Below are 23,891 nucleotides of genomic sequence, written 5' to 3'. Positions count from 1 at the left end.
CATGTTCTACCCTATATAACCGTAATGCCTGCACTCATTGACTTGACTGTCAGGCTGCCATCCGCCGAATCAAACGTGATCGTCCTGCCATAATTCTTACCGGTATCCTCCGCCGTCACACTCACCTTCAGCGCCCCTAAAACAGCTTTTACTGCCTTTACATTGCGCTCCCCTATGCTTCCGAGAGCTTCGTATTTGGAGAACATCCCCGCGCCTCCCGCCAGCTTCGCCGTGATAAAGCGGCGGTTCGCCCCCTGGCGCTCCATCTCTTTTATGAGCTGCTCACAGCCCTTATCCGCGAATTTGTAGGGATTTTCCTGAGACAGGCTCAGTCCTGCATCCGGAAGCATAATATGTGCCATTCCGGCAATACGGTGTTTCTCATCGTATAAGCAGACTCCCACACAGGAACCAAGCGCATAAGTAATGAGTTTTTCCGGCCGGGAAACTACTTTTCCCTGCGCAATTCCCACCACTACAGGATTATCCTTCATATTCCTCACCCAAAGCCTTGAAAATCCGCTCCAGAGAGTGAATCTCCGGAAGGAACAGAATGTGGCTGACCACTTCCTGATCGTCAAAATGGTATTTATCCTCGATCAGAAGCAGTTCATCGCTCAGTCTCGCAAAGTGAATCATCGGAACACTTAATATGGCTCCGGTCATATCGATACAGATGTCCGGGACAGAAACGTGAACCCTCAAATCCATCATCACCGTCATCGCGTTAATATAGGAACAGCACATGATATTGCCGATCTCGCAAATCGCGGAAAGACTCATATCATCCAGGTTCCTGACATCCTCGACCTCTGTTCCCAGCAGCTTGTCAAGCATGGTCTGGGCGAACTTCGTGCTGATCAGGAACATAAACATGCCGTTCAAATCGCCTGAGAGCTCCAGGAGCACTCCCAGCTTGATCTCCTCCGGACCGCCCAGCATGGCGGGTACTTCCTCGAATTTCATGATTTTCACATTAGGACGCTCGATCTCAATCCTGTGGTTAATCATGCTGGAGAGTGCGGTAACCGCGTTTCCCGTTCCGATATTACCGATTTCCATTAAAACATCTCTCGCACTCTCACTGATGTCCGAATATTTATTCATCTCATACCTCCGCAGACGATGAAAATGCCCGGTTAAGAGCCTGGACGATCTGCTCCGCCTTAAACGGCTTGACAATAAAGTCCCTGGCTCCGCAGTCCACGGCTTCCTTCATCATGGAATCCTGGCCGATTGCGGAACACATAATCACGAAGGCATTTTCGTCGGCCTCTTTCATCTGTTTTAATGCTTCTATTCCGTTAATGCCAGGCATGGAAATATCCAGAAGCACCAGTCCCGGCCTTATTTTTTTGTACAGCGCAACCGCCTCTTCTCCGTCGGCCGCCTCATATACCTCGTAATCCCCGGATCCGGCTATAATACGTTTCTGCATGGAACGCATAAACACGGCATCATCTACAATCAGCACTTTCTTCTCACTCATGACAGCTCAAATTCCTCCACTAATTTTTTCAATACCTGTGCCTGCGCCGACAGTTCTTCGCTGGAAGCGGCGCTCTCCTCCGCCGTAGCGGAATTTCCCTGTACAATCTCAGACACCATCTCCATGCTCTGTCTGATCTGGATAATGGAATCAGCCTGGCGCACAGAGGCACCGGAGATCCGATCCACCATGGTACCGATCACTTCCGTCCCCTTCACCACCAGGTCCAGCGCTCTGGCCGTCTTATCCGCGGCCCCGGTACCGCCGTCCACTTTTTCCGCGGTCTGCGCCGCCAGACGGGCCATCATCCCGGAGGCCTCCCTCGTCTTCGCCGCAAGGTGACGCACCTCGGACGCTACTACAGAAAATCCCCGGCCCGCTTCACCGGCTCTCGCCGCCTCTACCGAAGCGTTCAGTGCCAGTATATTCGTCTGGAATGCAATATCCTCAATCTCCTTTACGATGCCTCCGATTGCGCTGGAGTTCTCCCGGATTTCAAGAATCGCCTGAACCATGGCCTTCATCTCGTCACTGCTTCTGGTAACCAGTCCAATTACCTCGTCCACCTTTTTGCTGGTCATCACAGCATCATTGGCGTTGCTCTTAACGCTGTCCGATATCTCGTTGATATTGGCCGCCAGTTCCTCCATAGAGCCTGCCTGCTCCGTGGCTCCCTGGGAAAGGATCTGGGCGCCGTTTGCAACCTGCTCGGAGCCTCCGGCTACCTGATCTGCCGTACAGGCAATCTGCATGATCGCACGGTTTAAAAGTCCTGTGATCTGCTCCATCGCATCACCCAGTGCAACGAAATCGCCTTTAAACGCAGTTTCCGGATGGTAGTTCAGCTTTCCGTTTCCAACCGCCAAAAGCCCTTCTTCCACTGCGGACACATAATCGTTCAATGCGCTTATGGTCTCGCGGAAGCTGTCCGCCAGCTCTCCCAGTTCATCCTCTGACTGATATTTCAGCTGAACCTGCAGATTCCCTTCCGCCAGGTTCTTTGCGGCCTCCCGGACCTCACTGACGGGTTTTGTAATTCCCTTTGTAATATAGAGACACAGAGCCACGGTTATCATCAGGATGAGGAACGATAACACCAGGATTACTGCTGTCATCTGCTGCCTTACCGCATGCCCCCTGTCAAGGTATTTCTCCGCATTAACCTTGGAATAAGCGGTAATCGCTTCCAGGCATTCCCTCGTCTTCTCCGCTTTCGGCTCGTAGTCACTGCCATATAAAGAAATCGCTTCCTCGTCATTACCGTTTTTCAACGCCTCAATAACGGCTTCCCTGGGCTGCTTCTGATTTTTTAAAGCTTCACGCAGCTGGTTCACCAGATCGTTATCCGGCATCTGTTCTTTCAGCATGGTTAAATTCGTATCCATATCGCCGAGGATCTCATCAATCTCATCCAACTGTACCTGCCGATCCACATTCACTCCCTCCGTAGCAATACTCAGGACCGTACGGCCAATTCTCTGAACGGATGCCCTTAGGTTACCCGCCGTATAGGACGCAGTGAACGCCTTATTGTAGAAGACATCCAGCGATTTTGATACATAGTATACTCCAAATAGAGAGACGATCACGGTTATGATATAAAAAAAGATAATGATACCATAAGAAACCATGAGCTTCTTTCCTATTTTCATATTCTTCATTTTCCTCATCAGTTTTTTTCCTTCCGTCTGTCATTCTAGATCCAGTATCTGGAACGGTTTACCGTTTCAATCTCAAGCCTTCCGCTGCCGGCCATAAAGCGAACGCTCCGTCCATAATTTTCACCTGTGTCCTCCGAGATAATCGCCAGGTCCAGTTCCTGCAACGTCTTTCTCGCACAGCTTACATTCTCCCTGCCGATATCCGGCTGCCCCGCCTGTCCGGCAAAGCAGAAAATCTTCGCCCCTCCGACCAGCTTTACCCGGATCCGTTCCGGTACCGCGCCGGCTTCCTTCATGGCCTCTAACAGCGCCCGGGTCGCTGTATCCGCATACCGCAGACCATTTTTTCCATTGCCTTCCCTCCGTATATCCGGAAGCAGAGTGTGTACCAGTCCTCCAATACCGCCCTCTTCATCATACATACAGACAGCCAGACTCGATCCCAGCGCCATGGTAATGAGAACCGTTTCCCCTTCCGCTACCGCCATCTGATCAGGTTTTATCACGATCTCACTCATCCGCTCACCTCCACCGCTTTCATAATCTCTGAGATAGAGTCTTCACGCAGAACCATGAGCATACAGCTTTTCTGTTCCGCCTCTGCGGTTGAAAAGTTATTGCCAATGCAGATTCCGCCGGGAAATGTCCCTGCCGCAGTCCCGATCAGCGCCGTGATAATGGCTCCTGTCATATCCATGGAAACGGCTGAGTCGGACAGCGTGATCCTCAGGCCGACACAGGCCGAGAGCCCGGTCAGATAGGAAGAAGCCATAATATTGGCCGTCTCCTTGAGCAGATCCAGCATCTGTCCATCCATCTCCCCGGACACCTGCTCCGTGTTCAGCAGTTTCCTGAGAATTACGTCCGTCATCCCTTCTTTGTATATCTGAAGAAGCATACCGTTAATATCGCCGGTAAATGGAATCAGAACGGCCGCCACGTTTTCTTCCGCATAGCCGATCCATTCCGCCAGCCCGTCATAATCAACCGTCTTCATGACAGGAGGGGCGTAACACACCTTTTCTCCGATGATATGGGATAAAGAAGCCATGCTGCTTCCGGTTCCGATATTCCCCATTTCCAGCAATGTTTCTGCCGCCGGTCCGCCCGGCAGCTCCCTTTCGTCCTTCATTTCTCCCTCCTACAAACACGCTTTTACGATTTTCAAGATCTCCTCGTCCTTAAATGGCTTGATAATGAAGTCTGAGGCACCGCAGCGGATCGCCTCCGCAATCACCTGCTCCTGTCCCACCGCTGAACACATGATGACCTTTGCATTCCTTTTAAACGCCAGAATATCATTCAGCACTTCCAGTCCTGATCTTCCGGGCATCGTAATGTCCAGAAGCATTAGATCCGGCTGCACCTCCTTATATTTCTCCACCGCTTCCACGCCGTCGCCCGCTTCCACAAAGTTGTCGTATCCTCCCTGGGTCAGCGCGCGCTTAATCACTCTTCTCATAAACATCGCATCATCTGCTATCATTATCAATGGCTTTTCCATGGCCTACCTCCCGGTTTTATTATTCATATTCATGCAGAACCTGGTTATCTCTCCGCTGATCAGGCCAAGTCCCATCTGTCTTTCCGCTCCGCCGTTTCGAAAGGCCGATTCCGGCATGGAATAAATCTCACTCGTCTCTTTATCCTGTGCAACAGTACAGGCTCCCGCCTGGCGCATGGCCAGCAGCCCTTTGGCACCGTCCTCCCCCATACCTGTAAGAATAATCCCCATGGCTTTCTCCTTCACCGTCTCCGCAACGGAATTCATGGTGTAACTGATGGAAGGGCAGAATCCGCCGTACCGTTTCCCCGGAACACAGCGAATCATGAAGCCGTCCTCCAGTTTTCCCAGCGACATCTGATATCCGTCCGGGGCAATATAGACCGTGCCGTCGCAGACCGGCTCACCCGACTGTGCCTCTTTCACGCGCATCTTGCACAGGGGATTTAAATACTCTGCAAATTTTCCGGAAAAGCCATGGCTTAAATGCTGGATCACCAGAATCCCGCAGGTGGTCGATGGCAGCTCCTTAAGGACCGTGAGTACGGCTTTGGGACCGCCTGCCGAAGCCCCGATCACCGCTAAATATCTGCTTTTCATTTCCCTCTGACCCTCCATTGACTCCCCCTCTGCCATCAGGCGCGCAGCGGCCTCTATTTCCTGTAGACAGCCGGACACACGTATTCAAACAGTTCATGGTTTCTGGGCAATAATTCCGTATGCCCCACAAACAGATAACCGCCGGGCTTTAAAGCCCGGTACAGCTTCTCAATCAATTTCTTTCTTGACTCCTCATTAAAATAAATCATAACATTGCGGCACAGGACCAGATCATACTGTCCCAGCCCCACGCTTGGTTTTAAGAGATTCATCCGCTGAAACCGGACTTTCTCTCTTATAGCGCGGCCGATGTCAAACGAAGTTCCCGCCTCGTCCATGGATAAATATTTCTGCTGCCACAATGCCGGAATATTCTCCAGCTCCCGGACCGGGTATCTCCCCTTCTGGGCCACAGCCAGCGCCTGCTCCGAAATATCCGTTCCCACAATGGAGAAGGATGGGAGCCACCCGCCCTGATCCTTATAGTCCTGCAAAAGCATGGCCAGCGTGTAGCACTCTTCGCCGCTGGAGCAGCCAGCGCACCAGATCTGATACGATATGCGCCCCCATTCCGGCTTAATATTGGTAAGTATCTTATCCCGCAGGAAGTCGAAATGCTTCGGCTCCCTCATAAAATATGTATAGTTCGTGGTCAGCCGGTTTAACAGGATGCTCTCCAGCTGTTTAGTCCTGTCCATCTCCATCTGTCTCATGTACTCTCCCATGGAGATATTACCGCGTTTTTCCAGCTCCCCATTCATTCTGCATTCCGCCAGGATTTTCTTCTTTGACAGATCAATTCCGTACTGTCCGGACATATAGGTAATCAGCTGTGTGAACTCCTCATTCGTAAACCGTATCAATCGCGCCCCCTCCGGCAACCTCATCAGCTGCCATTCCCTTTATGCTACCGTCTTCTTTTCTTATCAGTACGATACACGCCGGAACTTCCTCCGGCGCCAGGTTCTGGTTCTTGCCTGTGATCTGGTCGTTTCCCGGCCGGAACACGGGAATCAGTCCGCCCTCTTTATAGATCATGCCTACGAGATTATCAGGCGCCCCCGGCACCCTTATGATTTCAGGGCACGGAAGAATCAGTTCCACCCGTTCCATGGCTGTCACTTCGCACTCGCCGCCATAATACAGGCGCAGCATCTCTCTTCCAAATCCTTCCTGTTCCATGTGTGCCCCTCCTTTCCTTCAGTCAGCCATCAGATCCGTAAATTCCCCGATGGGTGCAGGTCTCCCGTATCGGTAACCCTGAGCCAGATTGCATCCGATCTCCGTCAGAAACGCCTCATGCTCGGCCGTCTCGATTCCTTCAGAAATCACCTGAATATCCAGCTCATGGGCCAGATGAATCACATTGGCGATGATGATCTTCTCCCGGTCGCTTAATCGCTTCTGGAAGAATTCTTTATCCAGCTTGATAATATCGACGGGCAGATCCTTCAGGAGGCTCAGTGACGAGTAGCCCGTTCCGAAATCGTCCATGGACAGGACGAAGCCTCTCTCTTTGATCCGCCGCGCCACCTCCAGGATTTCTCCCGGATTGTTTAAAAATGCGTTCTCTGTAATCTCCAGCTCCAGATACCGGCTCTCCACACCGTATTTGCCGGCGATCTGTTCCAGTTCCTCCAAAAAGTCAGGCTTCGTCAAATGGATCCTGGATATATTCACCGCAATGGGATACGGCGTTCTGCCGCAGTCCTTCCAGCTCTTAATCAGTCTGCAAACCCGCTCAAACACATATAAATCAAGCTCTGCAATAAATCCGTTTTTTTCAAACAGCGGGATAAATTCGTCGGGCGGAATCATCTGGCCCTCCATCATCTTCCAGCGCACAAGGGCCTCGAACCCGATACAGCGCTTACGGGGCAGATCCACCTTGGGCTGGTAATAGACGACAAACTCCTCATTCTCCGCCGCGCGTTTCATGCGGAATGCAAGCTCCCGTTCCTTTGCGAATTTGCGCTCTGCCTCCCTGTTGTAGAAGCTGTAGATACTCTTATGGTAATCCTTTAACGCCTTTCTGGCCATATTAGCGTGGTCTACCAGGATAGACATCTCCGTGTCCCCCGGTTCTACGAGGCAGACGCCCATGATGCAGCTGATCGAGAAGTCCTTCTTCTCCTCCCGCGGAATCTGTTCCACCCGCCGCAGCAGCTGGTCCAGACGGTGCTGCAGGCCGTTAACAGTCTGGTATTCCAGGAGCAGCGCAAATTTATCGGCCTCAATTCTGGCAAAGCACTCCCCGCCGCCCGTAAAATTACTGAGCAGAGAACTGATGCCCACCAGAATATCGTTTCCTGTCTCATAACTGTAATTCGCGTTAATCACCTTGAAATTCTTGATATCCATGGTGACAATCGCCTGTAACAGCGGCGCGTTCTTCAGCCTCTTTCTTCCCTCGCTTAAAAAGCGGTTGTAATTCCATGCCTCTGTCAGCCGGTCGTGATCCATCAGTATCTGCGTAAAACGCTGAAAACGGCGTTCCAGAATACAGGCGGCCATAACGCGCCCAACCAGAGCGAACGTCATGCTCTCCTCCAGCGTCCAGAGCCTTTCTTTTTTATTATCATTCACACTGATATATCCGATATAGTCCCCATTTTCCATGATCGGGAACTGCATCAGGGATCTCGTTTTTCTCAGCTTCTGGCGTTCCGCTATGACCGGATCCAGAATCTCCAGTTCGCAGATTCGGTTGCAGGCCAGCACCTTCCGGTTCCGAAAAAGCTCCAGATACCGTTCTGCAATGAGGCCTGGTATCGTCTTTAAATTATCGTTACGGACCATCGGCTCCTCTTCCATCCAGGAAGAGGTAATCTCATAGTCCTTCCCTCCGGATTTGCGCTCCAGAATATAGGCCTCACCGCATCCATAATAGGCACATATCCGTTTCAATCCCATTTCGATGGGGCATTCCTGTTTTCCGGGCAGAAAATGATCCATAATTTTGCGGATAAAATCCATGTCGGCTTTTCCGCTGTCCTCTATGTACTCAGGTATGGGGCGGATCGAATACGCCGGATCGATTTCCGCGTCCCCCGTCTCTATTTTTCCGCACACCTCTGTAAAACAGAGGAACTTCTCTTCCTGCTTTGCACGCGCCAGCTCCGCCTTTGCCCTCTTTAGCAGAGAGTCGTAAGTCTGTCCCTGTCCGTCTGTCAGCGTGCCTCCCGCCGTCATGTACAGTTTCGTTTCCCGCTCCAGGCTGGTACGGACACTGTTCATGGAAGAGACCGCATCTTCACGGCTGCGGCATCCCAGAAGAAAGATGAGAAAGCAGTTTTCGCCCACTCTCGCCACAAGATCCGTCCGCCTCAGGGTACACTGCAAAAGGAAGGCCACCTGCTTCACAGAGGCCTCCGGAAGTTTCGTCCCACCGTTTGACGCCTCCAAAAGAAAAAGGCCGTCGCCTCCCCAGTTCTCCGCTTCCTTCAAGTATTCATTAATCATCACTTCAGCCGCCGCTTCTGTCCACGTATTGGTCAGACGGTCCAGCCGTTTTTCTCTGTTTGAAACCATGACCCGTTCAATTCCTCTCTTTATTAAGAAACCGTTCTATATCCATCACGAAGGCCCAGCATCCGGAGGAATCAAGATACACCGCCTGCGTCAAAAAATCATTCTTCTCTCCGATCACTTCCTCAGGAAGCTTAAATATTCTGTCGTCCGGGACTTCAAATACGCCGTCCACACGGTCAGCCAAAAGGGCCGGAAGACCGTCCTCCACCTCCAGAAGGACCGCGTACTCCCGTTCCCGGTTGTCCCCCCACGAAGCTCCAACCGAATAAATCTCAGCCTCACACCCGTTAAATGTAATCGTTTTCTCCTGTCCCGCATTCCCCTGAACAATATGGCGTACCAGTTTCAGCGGAATCAAAAAAAAAGCGCCCTCTGACTCAAAACATAAAAATGTTTCCACCATAAGGCACCTCCTTCGCATCTTTCACATTTGTATATACTATTTAATATATTAACGCATAATGCATGAAAAAGCAAGGTTATTACACCTCTTTTGCCTCCAGCATCCAACCTTCCAGACTGAGTTTGAAACGCTTACGGAACAGGTGTGAAATCCACCAGACCGAAACAGCGGCCACCGCCGCCATCACCAGCAAAAATGTCCCAAAATCCATCCATCTGCCATAGGATGTCACAAACACCAGGGAAACCAGAATCGTCAAAATACTGACCACCGCGATCTTCCGTTCCACACGCATCTTCTCCCATCGGTTCTTGACCAGACGGTCTTTCCGTTTTTCCTCCGGCTCCGGACCGGACAGTTCTTCCTTTACTCCGTTTAAGGTTTCCTCATATATCTTTCTGGCATCCTTGTCGTAGTAATCAGAACAATTTTTCTTTATCTCTCTTAATCCGTTCCATATGATTTTCATAATATCCTTTGCCGACGTAAACATGTCCACCCTCCTTTTTTTCTATCATACAACAAAATGCCATAAAAAGGAATAAAAAGTAGGTCATCTGGTAAATAATTCCATGATGTCCCAGTCATACTGCATATTTCCATTTTAGCGGCCATATTAATATAGAAATCCTGTTTTATGGAGCCAATATGCAGACCATTACCCAAAGAGTACTGTCGGACACCGTATACAGCAAAGGGACTGCCGTACTCACTTATACGATCCGTTATCCTTACTTCACCACAACCTGCTCCGAGGCAGCCGCCTTAAGTATCAATGCGTTTTATTCCACCGCCGCCCGAAAGACGGAGGAGTACTGCCGCACAGTCCTGGCTTCCCAGGCCTCCGTTCAGGCAGAATACGCAAAGAAAGACAACTATCCGTTTTTCGGATATGAGTTCATAAGCGCTTATACCGTCACCTGGAATTCCGGATGCATGACAAGCCTCTATACCGATCAGTATACCTATACAGGAGGCGCACACGGAAGCACGATACGGACCTCGGATACCTGGGATTTCAGCAGCGGCAGATACTTGACACTGGCCGATTTCTATCCCCACAATCCAGCTTACCGGGAAGGCATCTTCCGGATTCTGGATCAGCAGGTAAAGGCACGGCAGAAGGACTCTCCTTCCGCTTATTTTGACGATTACCCGACTCTGATTCGATCCACCTTCAAACCGGAGAGCTTCTTTGTAACACCCAAGGGGATTGTCATCTATTTCCAGCAATACGACATCGCCCCCTACTCAACCGGAATCCCCGAATTTTTGATTCCATTTAAAAAAAGCCGGTAATGCCCGTAATAGCAGGCAAAACGGAACTTTTTCCAGGCAGGCCTCTTCCAACTGGTTTCACTTTTTAAATTTTTCTTTCATTTTCCACTTGCAAATTCTACCAAAAAGTGTTATTATATGTTTCGTTCGCTTCTAAGCGTATCATATCGAGGCGTGGCTCAGTTTGGTAGAGCGCTGCGTTCGGGACGCAGAGGTCGCAAGTTCGAATCTTGTCGCCTCGATGATAAAAAGTGCAGGATATCTTTCATAGAAATCCTGCATTTTTTTTATTTTTACTATTCTTATTTTTATTCCATTTTAGTTTCATTCGGCTCCATTGCAGGCTAAAATTTCAAAAATCGGAAAAATCAGAAAAAAAGTGTAAATTAGTGATTGCAAATTTTTTATCTTTTTGCTATAATAGCGGACATGGGGGTATAGCTCAGCTGGGAGAGCGCTTGAATGGCATTCAAGAGGTCATGGGTTCGAATCCCACTATCTCCATGAGTCATATGCTGGAAGTCTTGATTGTACAAGATTTTCAGCATATTTTTTTGTTTAAATGCAGTATTTATTCCATTTTGTCCTGCTCTTCACCGATATATGGAGGTAACGCCAATGCCGCATCACAGAAAGAAAACCATTGCTCAAATGCAGAATGAATGCAGCTCTGAACAGGAATACGGTTCCTGCCTGGACTGCGGGGATTATGCCTGCTGCGAATACGATCAGGTCGCAAATGTCTATGTATTTTCCTGCCATAACGAGGATTGTCCGCACCACTGGCCGCCCTGTAACACGCCGCGTATCGAAGATGCTCCGGACTGGTTCGCCTGGCCCAGGCCGTAGCAAGGCCGTCTTAGGTCCTCGGTCAATCCTTTGGTCAACCCGTTCACCGTTTCAGCCAGCCGCCCAAACTCGCCTATATTCTTCAACATGGGAATGTGGAGAAATACAATTTCCACATCGATCTGTCTCTCTTTAATCTCCCTCATAACGTGGTAATACAGATGATTGCAATAACTTGTTCCTGCATGCTCAGACAACTTCACCCGGCAGGTTCCTGCACAGAGTCTCTCAATCTGCGCAACAGGGAACCGTGTGGTCAGAATATCCTCTCCTGCCCTAGCCTGCAGTTCCACAGAAATCGCATTTTTCAATCCCGGTTTTTGGCCAAATGCCAGGATCCGGTCGCCCGGTTCCAACACATCGATAATCTGTTTTACACATATCATTTTATCATTTTTTAAGTAAATCTTTTGATCCCCTGCATTAACACAGTCAAGCAGTCTCTTGGAGCTGTTATCCTCTCCCTCAAATCCCGCAAGAATTACCCGCATGTATTTCTACCTCCCGCCATCCCCGTAATGCAGCTCCGCTTCCTCCCATATTTTCTGCCACTCCTCCGATTCCGGTTCCCCGAGATTGTACGTCTCTAAGTCTTCACTTCGTGGATACGCATTCCGGAACGCCTGGGCAATGGCTTCATCCCTGCTGATCAGCAGTGTAAGCGCACTGTCCCACGCCACGATCTCAATATCAGCCATTGGATGCTGAATGGAAATCGGATTTTTCCAGAAACCGGTGTATCCGTCCGCATACGGCAGTCCATAGCTTATCACCTGGTGCAGCCGCACCTCTTTCTTAAATCCCGACAGGACGCCCCAGTACCATGGATAATCCTGCTGCCGGACAATCTCCTCCAGCCGCTCCCCCGGCACCCAAAAGAACGCTTCCCTGCCTAAGTTCCCACCATACGGCTCCAGCGCCTCCGGATAATTTTCATACCCCGTTATCAGCCAGTTCCGTTCCACGACAGCCGGGATAATCGCAGAGAATACCCCGGAAAAATACGAGTAGGCTCTCTCTCCCTTTCTCAGAATCACACCTTTCACAGCCGCTCCTCCCGGCGGTTCACTCACCCGCCGAATTTCGTAAATATGACACGCCCAATTCCCATACACAGGATTGTCGGCAGGAGCTATCGTTCCTGTTCCAACAGCTTCTGATAAATAACCAAATCCTGATCGGTATAGACATCAAATATAACCTGACGGACCGATTCATTCTGCATTAAGAAACCAACAGCCGTCTCCACCGCGATCTCCGCCGCCCGCTCCTGTGGGAAACAGAATACACCTGTCGAGATACAGCAAAATGCAATCGAGGTAATCTGATTTTCCACAGCCAGTTCCAGACAGGAACGGTAACAGTCCGCCAGAAGCCGGCAGTCTGCTCTTCGCAGCGGGCCGGTAATAACCGGACCGACCGTATGCAGAATCGAATCACACGGAAGATTGAAGGCAGGTGTAAGTTTCGCACGCCCCACCGGTTCCTCGTGCCCCTGGGCCTCCATAATCTCATTACAGGCGAGGCGGAGCTGAATGCCCGCATAGGAATGGATGATATTGTCGATACAGGAATGACAGGGCCGAAAGCATCCCAGCAGTGCGCTGTTGGCCGCATTTACAATCGCTCCCGTCTTCAGACGTGTGATATCCCCCTGCCAGAGACAGATCCGGCCGTTCTCCTTTACAGGAGCCAGATCCGCTCCATCCAGAATGCCGCGCGCGGCAATCTCCTCCGACAGATACAAATCCTGTTCCGCCAGAAACTCCGGATCTGCCGGCATTGGAGGCCTTACGTTCATCAGGGAGCGGAGAAGCTGTTTCTGCCCCGCACTATCCTCCGGAATCACAATGCCGCGATACTGAGGCATCTCCTTCTGCATAGCCCGGATCAGATACCTGAGGCGTTCTTCCTGGGTCTTGTAACTCTCATTTTTCAAATCACATCACATCTCTGACTGCTTCCAGAGCTTCTGCAATGTCCATGTTGACATATAAGGATTTTTCTCTGATCTCCTCCGGCCCCCAGGCTTCTCCCTGATTGATGCAGATATAAAAACCATGTTCCTCCCTGTCTGTCAGCTGCCAGAACGGATATTTAATGATTCCCGGCGTGTTCATGCCGACTCCCAGTTCCAGAAACACCAGCCTCCTGTTCCGATTCTGTCTTATAAAACCGGTATATCCGGCACAGGCGCGCTCCCATGCATCGTCCTCAACGAAGTATCTGTCGCACCGCAGATTGACCTCCATGTCACCGCCGCAGACCGGACATTTTGGCACCAGCTCCGACGGTATTTTCAGATTTTTCTGCCGGGCCACCATGGCTCTTACTTCCTTCTCGTTCTCATACAGCTTCTTATGACAGGCCTTTGCACACTGAAACATACCGTAATCACCCTGAGTCGCAAAGATCCGTTCTTCCGAAAATCCAGCCAGCTGAAACTGATGATCCACGTTCGTTGTCAGGATAAAGTAATTCCTGTCTTTCACCAGCTGATACAAATCCAGATAGGGCTTTCCAGCCTGAACATCGTAGCGGTTACAATAAATATGCCGGCTCCAGTACGCCCATTTTTCCTCCTGTGTGGGAAACGGGTAAAAACCGGCCGAATACATATCTGTCATACCGTAGTGCTCGATAAAATCACCGAATTTCTCCCGGAAGCGCCTGCCTGTATACGTTAAACCGGCGGAGGCCGACATCCCGGAGCCTGCTCCGACGACGACCGCCTCCGCTTCCTTGATAAGTCTCCTCACCGTGGACTGCCATTCGCTCATGGTATTCCCCCCTTTTTTGTGCTCTCACCAGGAATCTCTTATCCGAGAGCGTGTCTGAAAATTGATTTCCGCCACACTCCAGGACTCCTTCGTCTTCCTGTCTGAATTATAAACCGCTGCAACATTTACAGCAATAACGCACAAAAAAGTGGGATAGTAACCGGTTCGTTTCTTAGTATCCGACAGATACTATTGCTATCTTCATTACCGGTAGAGCACATAGTCCTGCATCTCACGGATGAAACCGGCATTTTTTAATAATTCGCCGGCATTTTCCGGATATTCCTTCAAAATCAGGCGCTTCTGGTCAGGAAATAAAAGCTTTCTCTGAAAACAGCGGACGAACTCAGAAAGTACAGCCTCCAGCCCTTCTTCCTCAAAGAACTTAAGAACCTTCCCCTGGCGCTCCATCACTGCGGCCGTCCTCCCCTGCCGAAAGGCGACAGCTGTCCCCGGAAGATTCATAAAGTTTCTGTCCTCCGGCTGTTCCAGAGCCTTTCCCCATATCTGCGCCGGATCTGCTGCATTCAGCCAGACCACGTCATCATCCGGCTGTTTTAAAGCCGCTGTCACGCTCTCATAGTCCTCTTTCCGGATAAACTGCGCCCCCGACATACCGGATACATAGTATCCGCGTCTCACTTTTCCCGTGTACTCCCAGATCCGAAGTACATCCAGGGCCTTTCTCCAGGCCATTGTTTCCGGCTCCGCCTTAGCTTCGTCCGTACCGCCGGCTGACAGCAAATAGGCAGAATCCATGCAGGGATCGCATGCTTTGCGGTAGGTCTCTTTACAGAGGACCGCCGTTTCCTTTAAAAACAGGTCCAGCCACTCTTCCATTGTCCTTTTCTTTACTGGACGCACGATATCCCAGCGGCCTGCAGACAGCGCCATCACCCGTGCATTCACCCGCTGTCTCGCCGTTGCCTTCTTCACCTTTTCCCGATTCTGCCACTGTCTCACCGGCACAAAGCTGTCCGCACAGACAAGACCTTTTTCTGCCAGCTTAAGAAGCACCTCCTGGGCGCTGTCCTGCTTCGGTACCTCCGTAAGGAACTTGAGGAAACTGGCTCCCCGGCGCATCAGCTCCTGATACAGCAGCTTCTCATCACCCTCCAGTTCCTCCGAAAGCCCGGAAATCGGCGCATCCCAGTCGATATCTTCATACCGGTAGAAAGCCAGTGTCCCATCAGGCTTCATCTGCCAGAAATAGTCGCCCTGTGCCAAAAGCTTGTCGAGCATGGCTTCGGTGTAATTTTTTACACGCCGTGCAAAAAAGACGGATTCCCAGAATTTGACCGGATACGTCCTTCCGCAGATCTGTTCCACCGCTCTCCTCAGCTGTTCCTCTCCCGGCGCGGCAACAAAGGCCTTTTGGGCCGCCAACGCCGCATAATGCGTCGGCGGCTGAGTCATAGCCTCCAGACGCATGCCTTTGATTGACGCGCGTCTGGCCCTGTCGTAGAGCTTTGCATGGTAAAAGATCCCGTCGTCCTCCACCACGAGTGATTCTGCCGTCAGCTTTTCCAGTATGCATTCCGCCATACCTTCCGGGAAAAAGTACCGCTCACTCACCGCTTCCCTATTCTGCCCGCCGCGGTAATAGAGCATCCGCCGTACGATATGCATGGCCGCTTCCTCATTCCCCTCCAGAAGAGCCAGCTCATACTCTTCCCGGTGTTCTGCTGCAATCCATATCCCAGGCTCCATGTAGGTAACTAATTCTCTCTCCGCCAGATTCTTCAGCCACTCCACCGGCACAGGCAGTTCTCCGGCAATTAAATCGCCTTCCATCATCAAAAGGGAATGAAGCTGGTCCTCATCCTCCGGAAGCTTCTTCCGCGCCTGAACCCTGGCCAGCTCCTCCGCCTGCGGCTTTATCATATCAGTCTGCTTCAACTCCTCATAGACAGCCTCACGGATTCCCTGCGTAACCGGCGAATACTCATACATCTCCGCCGCTTCCGCCTGCCACTGGAACGGAAGAGACATGGGCGACGGCACATCCACACAGACTTCCCGTACTGTAATGAGCCCAGCCCTGATATCGCCCAGGATCTTTATTACACCGTCAATATCCCACTGGTCCTCCAGGCATTCCCGCTTCGTCTCCCGGATCAGGGGATGGCCTGGCTCGTTAATCAGGGAGGAGAGCATCTCCGTGCTCTTCAGCCGCTGCATCCAGAGCGGCTGACGGCCATTCCGTTTCATTCCCATCATAAGCGCACGGGCCGCATTATAGCGAAAGGTCATATTGAACAGAGGCGTCAGGGGAAGCGCCGCCTCCAGAACACTCCTGGCCTGTCCCTCCTCAATCTTGAACAGCAGCCCTTCCGGAAGAACGTCATCTCCGTAAGGATACAAAAGAAAGCCATCCTCCTCATCCACGCAGCCAATATCGATTCCGCATAGCTGTCTGGCCGTATGCTGCAAAAGAAGAGACAGCGGTGCATTGACCCGTCTCCCAAACAGCGCGTGCACCATGACCTGATTGCTTCCCGTATGATCTCTGAACCGTTCCACAACGATCGTCCTGTCGTCCGGAAGCCCTCCGGTTACCACTATCTGACGCCTCAAAAATGAAGCCGCATTGCAGGCCGCTGCGCCGTCGAGGCCAAGCCGGGCAAGTGTATCTGTAAGTGCGTCAGGGCAGCTCGCCAGCCGGCCAGCTTCATCCGGATGCCGTCCTTCCGCCGGCTGTCTATATTCGGTCAGTTGTTCTTCCCCGGCCTCCGCCGCCTTTCCCAACTCCCGGAACAGCCTTCCGAACGCCAGACTGGTGCGAAGCGTCCTGCCTCTCGTCTCCCCCTTCCAGAACGGCAGCCTGGCTCCCTCCGCCGGAACCTGCGTCACTACCACAGTATCCCGGTCCTGGCTGACGATCTTCCATGCAAAAGATCCAAGCACAAACTTATCTCCAATCTGGGATTCATACACGAACTCCTCATCCAGTTCTCCCAGCTTCACCCCATCCTCCGTCTTCGCCGCGTAGAGCCCCTTATCCGGGATGGTACCTCCTGCCGCGACAGCCAGCATACGGCTGTAGGCGTCACCGGTTACCCGCTCATGAATCCGGTCATAGAGCACCCGCGGACGCACCGGAATCTCTCTTCCGTGTTCGTAATCACCAGCCAGCATCCGCAGCACGCCTTTTACGTCCTCTCTCGTCACATCGCGAAAGGAATAAGCCCTGCACAGAATATCCATCACATCATCCACGCTGTACCCGTCGCCTGCCGCCATGGACACCAGATGCTGGGCAAGCACATCGAGACAGAGCCTCGGCGGCTTCGTATGCTCAACTCCGCCCAGTCTGGCGATCTCGGCAGTCATGCCGCAGTAGACGCTCTCCGGTGCTGTCCTGGGATACATATACATCACGCTGACCGATCCCGGATTATGGCCCGCCCGGCCCAGCCGCTGCATCGTACTGGAAACCGTGCGCGGACAGCCGATCTGCAGGACCTGGTCTATCTCGCCCACATCGATCCCCAGTTCCATGGAGGAGGTGGCGCACAGAAGCCGGAGCCGTCCTTCTCTCAAGTCCTGCTCTACCTCCGCCCGCTGTTCCTTCGAAAGACTTCCGTGATGAACTCTGGCAAACCCGTCACCGCCCAGCAGGTTGACGTAATAGGCCAGCTTCTCCGCATACCGGCGTCCTTCCGAAAATGCAATCACGCTTCTGCAGTCCAGACACTTCTGATAGACCGCCATCCCCAGTTCTTCCCAGACCGGATCCTTTCTTCTCCCGTTGGCCGGAGTCGTTCCCACCACCTCAATTAAGACCTTCTTCTCCATGGCCGGAGCGCAGATAACTACCGGCTCGGGGGATAAGTATTCCGCAGACAGCTCCAGCGGCTCTATCGTGGCCGACAGGCCGATGCGCTGGAGATTACGGCCGCAGAGCCGGTCCAGCCTTGCGATGGAAAGCATCAGATGAGCCCCCCGCTTCGTATCGATCAGAGCGTGAAGCTCATCGATGATCACCGCCTCAGCTGTCTTCACGATCCCCTGGCCCGACCGTGAGGTCAGCATCAGGTAAAGCGATTCCGGCGTGATAATCAGAATATGGGGCGGATGCTTCACCATTCTCTGGCGGTCCTTCTGGGGCGTATCCCCAGTTCTGATCGCCACAGTAATCTCCTGCTGCCCTTCTTCCCTTTCGATTCCATCAAGCGGCCGTCTCAAGTTTTCCCGTATATCGCCAGCCAGTGATTTCAGCGGCGAAACGTAGATCAGATAGAGCTTTTCCTCCAGCCTTTCCTCCCTGGCCAGCGTACTTAAGCGGTCAATGAAAACGAGGAATGCGGACAGCGTCTTGCCGGTACCCGTAGGGGCGCTGACCAGCACCGGCTTCCCGGCTGCGATCGCCGGCCACGCCTCCTCCTGTACCTTTGTCACTTTCCCGAATGTCTCCGCAAACCAGCCGGCTGTGGGCTCTGAAAAAATCTTAAGAATATCGTCCGCCATCGTAACCTCCATACAAAACCACCGTCAGACCGGCCGGTTCCTGTTTCTCTTATTCCAATAAAATAGTTTTTCTTATCATACCATACTTTACGCTGGATTAACAGGCGCCTTTTTCCAGCGTTCTTTAATCTCAGACTCCTTTGTCTGGGGCTTAATCCTATCACGGCAAACATGTCAACTGTGTGTCATGATTATCCGGGATTTCCGTTTATTTTTAGCACCAGTTTTCCCGCCAGCCCCTTCTATTCCCGAACCGGGTACTGGAAATCCCTGACCGCTTCATTAAAGTAATCATTGAATGGCCGCAGATATAATCGCGGATCATTGTCACAGCGTCCTTAAACGGTGCCGCATGCACACCACCTCCTAAAAACACATTTCCCGGTGCCAGATTCAGATAATAGCCGCCCGGAATCGGCGCGCGGCCGGCAGGCGATATATGGGCGCGAAAAGCTGCATGATAAGGGGATTTGTCGCGGCTGAATCTCGTATCCCGGTTCAGCCGGTATATAAGATTCTTTGGATACAGTCCAATCACCGACGGATCTTTTTCCGCCAGGCGTTCCATCATCATCTGAAGCAGTTCTTCAAACTCTGCCGTCGCCTGTTCCTTAAATGCCTTGTGGTCTGCCATCCATTTTAAGTTATTGTTCCGCTCAAGTTCTTTTAAAAAGTCCATGATACAGTTTTCTCTCATCACACCGCCTCCTATGCATTGGAAATTATAGAATAGCAGTCGGATTTTAGAAATTCATTCAGATACTGCCTCGCTGCCTTTGTCGTCCGGTAGGCCGGCAGGGAAGAAAAGACCAGAGACCGGTCGTCGATCTCTTCCATCGCCGTCTTGCACTCCTGAAGGAACTCTGTATTTTCCTCCAGACTGGTATACTCCGGCTTCTCCGGATTCACCCTGTGAGTCGCGATCGCATAGGAAATCCGTTTACTGCAGGAACAGACCCCTTTACCGCTTAAGCCGCAGTATTCATCCAGAAATCCAGCCATCTTTTTCTTGATTCTGGACAGTCTCTGCCTGTAAGCCTCCGGAGAAATCTCCAGTATCTCGGCCGCCAGACGGCTTTCCACACGAAACATGGTACCGAGAATGTAAATACAGCGGCTGTCCGTATCCAGGCACTGAAGCATCACGTTCGTACAGGAAAGCTTTAATTCCTGCTCCATCAGGTTCCGGTCCACCCCCATCGTTAAATCCGGTATATCCTTTTCTCTTCCGCTCACAATATCTTCGCCATAGTATTCGAAGCTCAGCGGATGCTGCGCAAACATACTCTTTCTGTAGTTTTTCAGATGATTAACCGCAATACGGAATACCCAGGTGGTAAAAGCGCTCTCCCCACGGAAGGAGGCCAGATTGGTCATCACCCGGATCAGGATTTCCTGCGACGCGTCCTCCGCGTCATGAATGGTCCCCAACATACGCAGGGAGAGATTAAAAACCAGATCCTGCACCCCGGTGAGAAGCTGCTCCAAAGCCCCTTTGTCCCCCTCCGCTGCCAGTCTTACCAGCTCTTGTGTTTCCATTTGTTCCTTTTCGTTCATGTCTTTTTCCTCTCTTTCGCTTTTTTCATATGACGGTTCCTGTATATTTTATTCCTGCATCTAATTAGACAATTTAATATCAGATTTGTGACATAAAACATCAAATAAAAATTTACGGCTCACAGCCAGGCCAGACCGGGAAGCAGAGACCGGCAGAACTGTAAACTGTAACAATAAAAACGAGAAAAAATGAGAATAAGACAGAAAGTTCTTGAAAGCGCCGTATTTCTGTGATATCATACAGTTACAAATAAATATAAGTTCTTCGGGGCGGGGTGTAATTCCCCACCGGCGGTATAGTCCGCGACCCACTGTAACAGTGGTTGATCTGGTGTAATTCCGGAACCGACAGTATAGTCTGGATGAGAGAAGAAATTGTGTGACAGGCAGCAGTGCCTGACACGGTTTGATATGAATTATGACGCCCTGGATCAATTATCCAGGGTTTTTTTGAGTTCCGCAAGCCGGACGCTCTGTTCTGTCAGCCGATCATCAGAACTGCAGGAAGCCGCATGATTCCTCTTAGAGATGAACTTACAAAACCAAATTTCAGGAGGATGCAACAATGAAAGAAAACAAACTGCTGTCAACAAAAAATGTGGTATTAATGGGCATGTTCGGCGCGCTCGCCGGTGTTCTGATGATCTTCGAGATACCGCTGCCATTTATCGCACCCAGCTTCTACGGTCTCGATTTAAGCGAGGTGCCGATTCTGGTAGGTACGTTTGCGCTGGGGCCGATTGCCGGCGTCGTGATGGAACTTGTCAAGATCCTGGTTAAATTAGTTTTAAAGCCAACCAGCACCGGATTTGTAGGCGAATTTGCCAATCTGATGATCGGATGTTCCCTGATTCTGCCGGCAGGCATTATCTACCGCTTCCATAAGACAAAGAAGAGCGCGGTACTTGGCATGGCCGCAGGCGCTGTCATGATGGCTGTAATCGGTGTTGTCATAAACGTGTATATCCTGATCCCTTTCTATTCGAATTTGATGCCGCTGGATACGATTATCCAGGCAGGCGCCGCCATTAATCCGGCAATCAGCAATGTATGGACTTTCGCCCTCATCTGTGTCGGACCGTTCAATATTATTAAGGGAATTACCGTGTCCCTGATTACCTCACTCGTATATAAGAGAATCAGCGTCATTATCCACAGTGCCGGAAGATCTGAGAACCGGTCACAGGCACGCACGTAATTTCATCAGTAAAAGGAATCCTATTTTTAAAGATTGTTTAAGAAAGCGCAGCATCTGTAATCGGATGCTGCGCTTTCTTCACTCTGATACCTCTTTATTCTCTGGGACCCACGATAAAATCCGCATACAGTTCTCTTCTGCTGCTGCCGACCGGCCGCACACCCTTGATGATCCGATATCTGCCGGACTCCAGTTCTCCATACAGGCGTTCCAAGTCCACCGTAAGCGCCTTATAGGAGCCGGAACTCACCTGATAGGTAATGCTGTTCCAGATCACGTCAGGATTCACCGGTACTTCCGACATCTCCATGCCGTCAATTCTCATGAGCCTCATCTCGTCTCCAAACAGGACCGGCGATCTGGACTGGTTATTTATCTCCAAAACCAGCTTCTTTTCAAATACCGCCTCCTCCGACCGTTTCAAATCCAGAAACAAATCAGCTTCCGGCTTAAACGGCCGGTCCGCCTCCATAGCAGCAGGATCTTCTCCGACAAAGGAGGCGTCTGTGGAAATAAGAAAGCCGTATTCTGCCCGGCTTCCGTCATCCCAGACGAGTTCCAGCTTAAACCCCCGCAGTATGCCGCCTGTCATATACGCAGACATGTCCGAACTCAGCATCGCGTTCGCATTGGGCGTGAGACAGAACCTCATCTCGTGGTTGTCATACTCCAGTTTCGTTGTTATGATTGACTTTTCATCGTAACGGGGACTCCCGTCTTCTTTCAGGATATAATCGGAGAGGATCGCCTCGTCCGGCTGCTTATCTCCGGTCAATTCTATGGTAATCCATCGCCCCAGCGGCAGATACGGGATCTCCCGTTCCTCTTTTGCAAGCACGGTAAACGGCTCCGGTCCACAGGCCGCCGTACTGACCGTATCTCCGTCATCTCCCGGTTCATTCCACAGGATCACGCCAGATGCGCTGGGAATCTCCCTGCTCTTCCTCTCCTGAGTCACTCTGATCTGTGGAAGCGGATCACCCTTTACCACCTTAAAAAAGTACTGGTAGTGGGTGTAATTCTTCTCATCTCCCTGCGAAAATTCCAGCTGCACGTAATAGTCTTTTCCATTCACCGGAATGAGTATATCGGAGGGGTTCATCACCTTTCCACTGTCCACCGTGTCAAATCCCATACTATAGATGATGTAATCGATGGGATTGTCCCCATTCCCCTTAACCTTTATCTTAAAGTCATCCGCATAGAAAACCTCCGGCATATGGTACTCTCCATCCGTCTCCTTCACGATCTTCTTCGGAGTAAGCCAGAGGCTGCAGGACGCTATCTCCTGCTCATTTCCATCTTTATCTGTCTCTGTTGTCAAATTATTCGTCCAGTTCTCCAAAGGCACGTAACTGATACCGTTGGATACTACCGTCACTTCCCGTTCTTCCACCGGCTGTTCCGTGGGCCTTTCGGAGGTTTCCTTCGTACATCCAGCCAAAGTAACGGCCAGAACCAGCATTGTAAAAATCATTCGGAAATATCCTGCCATCCGTATTCCCCCTGCCTGCCGCAATCTGATTTCCCCATTCTCTCTTTATCATACCATAAGAGAATAGGAATTTCTTTGCGATAACCTGACGATTTCTTTAATATCCAAATCCATACCAGCGCTTCAGACTCCCCTCGTTAAATACGTATTCCGGCGTCACAAGAGGATAGTTCAGTTCCGCTGCATAGTACCACGGATCGTCCCCGTGAAGGGGATTTTTTATGATCTGAAATTCCTGGGCCGGCATATAGCCCTGAGCCAGCAAAAAACAGCGGCTGCCGTCTCTGTTCTGCGCCACATCAGCCACCATGACGCAGTGTCCCGGACTCCCGCCCTTTATAAACATATCTCCCGCCTGGATATCGCTCACATTTACAGGAACCGCCTCCTCGTTTAAGGAGAGTGTACCAGCGTAGATCATCACTGTTCTTAAGTATTTTAAAAACGTCTCATAGGAATCATCGGAACCGGATTTTGAAACCCAGGAAGTTTTATTTCCATCTACCACCAGTCTCTTTCCTGATTTCCAGGCCGGATAATCCATTAAAAATCCATTGGTTAAATGAAACGCAATTTTATCGTAGTCCCCCATCTTCCAGAAATACTCCGAGTAGATGCGGATAATACTGTCGGCGCACTGCTGCAGATCACCATCAAATACCGGCATGGAAAATACCGCCGCATGGGCGCTCTGATTTTGTTTCTCACTTCCGTCGTAAAGAAGGACAGGGCTCTGATCCGGTTTCATCGCATATCGCCTTAAATATCCCTGAAAGCTTCCCATTTCCTTGGGAATTCTCGTATAGCCTTCCGGTGTAAAGATGCGTTCCTCCAGAGTCTTTCCCTCCGGATTAATCAGAGAATCCCGCTTTTCCGATGACTTCTCCGGCTCCGTCTCATCATCATCGCCGATCAGATAGATGATCTCCTCCTCTTTCTGCGGTGCAGACGCAGCAGGAACCTGCTCACCGGCATAGGTAACGCTCTGGCCCCCGGTTTTGCATCCCGCCGACAGAACCGCCAATATTAAACTGCCGCATATCACCGTATATCTGATGGTTCCTCTCATACTTTTC

The 23,891-nt window shown here is 51.0% G+C and carries 24 protein-coding genes, 2 tRNA genes and 1 riboswitch; of the genes, 4 read left to right on the top strand and 22 right to left on the bottom strand.

The window, feature by feature from the left end; all coding sequences use genetic code 11:
* Positions 1–11: 11 nt before the first annotated feature.
* The 13 genes from M1L66_RS11360 to M1L66_RS11300 all read right to left on the bottom strand — a co-directional run bounded on the left by M1L66_RS11360 (position 12) and on the right by M1L66_RS11300 (position 9,681).
* On the bottom strand, positions 12–494 hold the full coding sequence (locus tag M1L66_RS11360; protein WP_187021241.1) for a chemotaxis protein CheD: 483 nt from the start codon (positions 492–494) through the stop codon (positions 12–14).
* On the bottom strand, positions 484–1,107 hold the full coding sequence (locus M1L66_RS11355) for a chemotaxis protein CheC (RefSeq protein WP_187021243.1): 624 nt from the start codon (positions 1,105–1,107) through the stop codon (positions 484–486). The genes M1L66_RS11360 and M1L66_RS11355 overlap by 11 nt, the downstream gene beginning before the upstream one ends.
* 1 nt (position 1,108) lies before the next feature.
* Positions 1,109–1,489 carry a response regulator gene (locus M1L66_RS11350; RefSeq protein ID WP_187021245.1) on the bottom strand — a complete coding sequence of 127 codons (381 nt, stop codon included), beginning with the start codon at positions 1,487–1,489 and terminating at the stop codon, positions 1,109–1,111.
* Positions 1,486–3,159, bottom strand: a complete 1,674-nt coding sequence (locus tag M1L66_RS11345) for a methyl-accepting chemotaxis protein (protein ID WP_434692992.1) — start codon at positions 3,157–3,159, stop codon at positions 1,486–1,488. Before M1L66_RS11345 ends, M1L66_RS11350 begins: the two co-directional genes overlap by 4 nt.
* Before the next feature lie 26 nt (positions 3,160–3,185).
* The gene (locus M1L66_RS11340) at positions 3,186–3,668 is read right to left on the bottom strand and encodes a chemotaxis protein CheD (RefSeq protein ID WP_434692990.1); all 483 of its coding nucleotides are present in this window, start codon (positions 3,666–3,668) and stop codon (positions 3,186–3,188) included.
* Positions 3,665–4,282 carry a chemotaxis protein CheC gene (locus M1L66_RS11335; RefSeq protein WP_187021251.1) on the bottom strand — a complete coding sequence of 206 codons (618 nt, stop codon included), beginning with the start codon at positions 4,280–4,282 and terminating at the stop codon, positions 3,665–3,667. Before M1L66_RS11335 ends, M1L66_RS11340 begins: the two co-directional genes overlap by 4 nt.
* 9 nt (positions 4,283–4,291) lie before the next feature.
* Positions 4,292–4,654, bottom strand: coding sequence for a response regulator (locus M1L66_RS11330; RefSeq protein WP_002600345.1), 363 nt, complete (start codon positions 4,652–4,654; stop codon positions 4,292–4,294).
* A 3-nt stretch (positions 4,655–4,657) separates the two neighbouring features.
* A complete protein-coding gene (locus M1L66_RS11325) occupies positions 4,658–5,254 on the bottom strand; it encodes a CheB methylesterase domain-containing protein (RefSeq protein WP_434692986.1) in 597 nt (198 codons plus the stop codon).
* Positions 5,255–5,307: 53 nt separating this feature from the next.
* Positions 5,308–6,117, bottom strand: coding sequence for a CheR family methyltransferase (locus M1L66_RS11320; RefSeq protein WP_243270225.1), 810 nt, complete (start codon positions 6,115–6,117; stop codon positions 5,308–5,310).
* Positions 6,098–6,436 (bottom strand): chemotaxis protein CheW, encoded by a 339-nt coding sequence (locus M1L66_RS11315; protein ID WP_187021258.1) that lies wholly within the window; start codon positions 6,434–6,436, stop codon positions 6,098–6,100. The genes M1L66_RS11320 and M1L66_RS11315 overlap by 20 nt, the downstream gene beginning before the upstream one ends.
* An 18-nt stretch (positions 6,437–6,454) precedes the next feature.
* The gene (locus tag M1L66_RS11310) at positions 6,455–8,785 is read right to left on the bottom strand and encodes a bifunctional diguanylate cyclase/phosphodiesterase (protein WP_434692983.1); all 2,331 of its coding nucleotides are present in this window, start codon (positions 8,783–8,785) and stop codon (positions 6,455–6,457) included.
* Between the two features lie 7 nt (positions 8,786–8,792).
* Positions 8,793–9,188, bottom strand: coding sequence for a chemotaxis protein CheW (locus tag M1L66_RS11305; RefSeq protein WP_434692981.1), 396 nt, complete (start codon positions 9,186–9,188; stop codon positions 8,793–8,795).
* 79 nt (positions 9,189–9,267) lie between these two features.
* Positions 9,268–9,681 carry a hypothetical protein gene (locus M1L66_RS11300; RefSeq protein ID WP_187021264.1) on the bottom strand — a complete coding sequence of 138 codons (414 nt, stop codon included), beginning with the start codon at positions 9,679–9,681 and terminating at the stop codon, positions 9,268–9,270.
* Positions 9,682–9,836: 155 nt separating this feature from the next.
* Between M1L66_RS11300 and M1L66_RS11295 the strand changes: the two genes are divergently transcribed.
* The 3 genes from M1L66_RS11295 to M1L66_RS11285 all read left to right on the top strand — a co-directional run bounded on the left by M1L66_RS11295 (position 9,837) and on the right by M1L66_RS11285 (position 10,970).
* On the top strand, positions 9,837–10,487 hold the full coding sequence (locus M1L66_RS11295) for a DUF3298 and DUF4163 domain-containing protein (RefSeq protein ID WP_434692978.1): 651 nt from the start codon (positions 9,837–9,839) through the stop codon (positions 10,485–10,487).
* Between the two features lie 147 nt (positions 10,488–10,634).
* A tRNA-Pro gene (locus tag M1L66_RS11290) sits at positions 10,635–10,708 on the top strand.
* Positions 10,709–10,897: 189 nt separating this feature from the next.
* A tRNA-Ala gene (locus M1L66_RS11285) sits at positions 10,898–10,970 on the top strand.
* Between the two features lie 239 nt (positions 10,971–11,209).
* Here the strand turns inward: M1L66_RS11285 and M1L66_RS11280 are convergent.
* From M1L66_RS11280 to M1L66_RS11250, 7 genes are all read right to left on the bottom strand, one after another.
* A complete protein-coding gene (locus tag M1L66_RS11280) occupies positions 11,210–11,806 on the bottom strand; it encodes a hypothetical protein (RefSeq protein ID WP_434692975.1) in 597 nt (198 codons plus the stop codon).
* A gap of 6 nt (positions 11,807–11,812) precedes the next feature.
* The gene (locus tag M1L66_RS11275) at positions 11,813–12,361 is read right to left on the bottom strand and encodes a hypothetical protein (protein WP_434692973.1); all 549 of its coding nucleotides are present in this window, start codon (positions 12,359–12,361) and stop codon (positions 11,813–11,815) included.
* Positions 12,362–12,447: 86 nt separating this feature from the next.
* A complete protein-coding gene (locus M1L66_RS11270; protein WP_434692971.1) occupies positions 12,448–13,254 on the bottom strand; it encodes a protein-ADP-ribose hydrolase in 807 nt (268 codons plus the stop codon).
* 1 nt (position 13,255) lies between these two features.
* Positions 13,256–14,095 (bottom strand): SIR2 family NAD-dependent protein deacylase, encoded by an 840-nt coding sequence (locus M1L66_RS11265; protein ID WP_434692970.1) that lies wholly within the window; start codon positions 14,093–14,095, stop codon positions 13,256–13,258.
* A gap of 204 nt (positions 14,096–14,299) precedes the next feature.
* A complete protein-coding gene (locus tag M1L66_RS11260; protein ID WP_434692969.1) occupies positions 14,300–18,565 on the bottom strand; it encodes a DEAD/DEAH box helicase in 4,266 nt (1,421 codons plus the stop codon).
* 214 nt (positions 18,566–18,779) lie between these two features.
* A complete protein-coding gene (locus M1L66_RS11255; protein WP_434692967.1) occupies positions 18,780–19,262 on the bottom strand; it encodes a DUF2461 domain-containing protein in 483 nt (160 codons plus the stop codon).
* Between the two features lie 11 nt (positions 19,263–19,273).
* Positions 19,274–20,122 carry an RNA polymerase sigma factor gene (locus M1L66_RS11250; RefSeq protein WP_434692965.1) on the bottom strand — a complete coding sequence of 283 codons (849 nt, stop codon included), beginning with the start codon at positions 20,120–20,122 and terminating at the stop codon, positions 19,274–19,276.
* Between the two features lie 257 nt (positions 20,123–20,379).
* A riboswitch (FMN riboswitch) is annotated at positions 20,380–20,500 on the top strand.
* A gap of 187 nt (positions 20,501–20,687) precedes the next feature.
* Here M1L66_RS11250 and M1L66_RS11245 point away from each other — a divergent pair.
* A complete protein-coding gene (locus tag M1L66_RS11245) occupies positions 20,688–21,320 on the top strand; it encodes an ECF transporter S component (protein ID WP_187021282.1) in 633 nt (210 codons plus the stop codon).
* Between the two features lie 94 nt (positions 21,321–21,414).
* Here the strand turns inward: M1L66_RS11245 and M1L66_RS11240 are convergent, their stop codons facing one another.
* Both M1L66_RS11240 and M1L66_RS11235 read right to left on the bottom strand, forming a co-directional pair.
* Positions 21,415–22,815: an immunoglobulin-like domain-containing protein gene (locus tag M1L66_RS11240; protein ID WP_187021285.1), complete on the bottom strand. Its 1,401-nt coding sequence runs from the start codon at positions 22,813–22,815 to the stop codon at positions 21,415–21,417.
* Positions 22,816–22,912: 97 nt separating this feature from the next.
* Positions 22,913–23,884: a DUF4846 domain-containing protein gene (locus M1L66_RS11235; RefSeq protein WP_434692964.1), complete on the bottom strand. Its 972-nt coding sequence runs from the start codon at positions 23,882–23,884 to the stop codon at positions 22,913–22,915.
* Between the last annotated feature and the right edge of the window lie 7 nt (positions 23,885–23,891).

The sequence above is a fragment of the Hungatella sp. SB206 genome, assembly GCF_051132295.1.
Lineage (GTDB): Bacteria > Bacillota > Clostridia > Lachnospirales > Lachnospiraceae > Hungatella > Hungatella effluvii.
Note: the sequence above shows the minus strand (reverse complement) of the source record. Positions and strands in the feature narration are given on the sequence as shown.

What these genes read in the sequence shown, in the direction of transcription:
- M1L66_RS11310 (WP_434692983.1), bottom strand. Translation starts at nt 8,785, where the DNA reads ATGGTTTCAAACAGAGAAAAACGGCTGGACCGTCTGACCAATACGTGG.
- M1L66_RS11245 (WP_187021282.1), top strand. Translation starts at nt 20,688, where the DNA reads ATGAAAGAAAACAAACTGCTGTCAACAAAAAATGTGGTATTAATGGGC.
- M1L66_RS11350 (WP_187021245.1), bottom strand. Translation starts at nt 1,489, where the DNA reads ATGAGTGAGAAGAAAGTGCTGATTGTAGATGATGCCGTGTTTATGCGT.
- M1L66_RS11335 (WP_187021251.1), bottom strand. Translation starts at nt 4,282, where the DNA reads ATGAAGGACGAAAGGGAGCTGCCGGGCGGACCGGCGGCAGAAACATTG.
- M1L66_RS11355 (WP_187021243.1), bottom strand. Translation starts at nt 1,107, where the DNA reads ATGAATAAATATTCGGACATCAGTGAGAGTGCGAGAGATGTTTTAATG.
- M1L66_RS11360 (WP_187021241.1), bottom strand. Translation starts at nt 494, where the DNA reads ATGAAGGATAATCCTGTAGTGGTGGGAATTGCGCAGGGAAAAGTAGTT.
- M1L66_RS11240 (WP_187021285.1), bottom strand. Translation starts at nt 22,815, where the DNA reads ATGGCAGGATATTTCCGAATGATTTTTACAATGCTGGTTCTGGCCGTT.
- M1L66_RS11250 (WP_434692965.1), bottom strand. Translation starts at nt 20,122, where the DNA reads ATGAACGAAAAGGAACAAATGGAAACACAAGAGCTGGTAAGACTGGCA.
- M1L66_RS11315 (WP_187021258.1), bottom strand. Translation starts at nt 6,436, where the DNA reads ATGGAACAGGAAGGATTTGGAAGAGAGATGCTGCGCCTGTATTATGGC.
- M1L66_RS11305 (WP_434692981.1), bottom strand. Translation starts at nt 9,188, where the DNA reads ATGGTGGAAACATTTTTATGTTTTGAGTCAGAGGGCGCTTTTTTTTTG.
- M1L66_RS11340 (WP_434692990.1), bottom strand. Translation starts at nt 3,668, where the DNA reads ATGAGTGAGATCGTGATAAAACCTGATCAGATGGCGGTAGCGGAAGGG.
- M1L66_RS11330 (WP_002600345.1), bottom strand. Translation starts at nt 4,654, where the DNA reads ATGGAAAAGCCATTGATAATGATAGCAGATGATGCGATGTTTATGAGA.
- M1L66_RS11255 (WP_434692967.1), bottom strand. Translation starts at nt 19,262, where the DNA reads ATGAGAGAAAACTGTATCATGGACTTTTTAAAAGAACTTGAGCGGAAC.
- M1L66_RS11325 (WP_434692986.1), bottom strand. Translation starts at nt 5,254, where the DNA reads ATGAAAAGCAGATATTTAGCGGTGATCGGGGCTTCGGCAGGCGGTCCC.
- M1L66_RS11280 (WP_434692975.1), bottom strand. Translation starts at nt 11,806, where the DNA reads ATGCGGGTAATTCTTGCGGGATTTGAGGGAGAGGATAACAGCTCCAAG.
- M1L66_RS11260 (WP_434692969.1), bottom strand. Translation starts at nt 18,565, where the DNA reads ATGGCGGACGATATTCTTAAGATTTTTTCAGAGCCCACAGCCGGCTGG.
- M1L66_RS11295 (WP_434692978.1), top strand. Translation starts at nt 9,837, where the DNA reads ATGCAGACCATTACCCAAAGAGTACTGTCGGACACCGTATACAGCAAA.
- M1L66_RS11265 (WP_434692970.1), bottom strand. Translation starts at nt 14,095, where the DNA reads ATGAGCGAATGGCAGTCCACGGTGAGGAGACTTATCAAGGAAGCGGAG.
- M1L66_RS11345 (WP_434692992.1), bottom strand. Translation starts at nt 3,159, where the DNA reads ATGAGGAAAATGAAGAATATGAAAATAGGAAAGAAGCTCATGGTTTCT.
- M1L66_RS11235 (WP_434692964.1), bottom strand. Translation starts at nt 23,884, where the DNA reads ATGAGAGGAACCATCAGATATACGGTGATATGCGGCAGTTTAATATTG.
- M1L66_RS11300 (WP_187021264.1), bottom strand. Translation starts at nt 9,681, where the DNA reads ATGTTTACGTCGGCAAAGGATATTATGAAAATCATATGGAACGGATTA.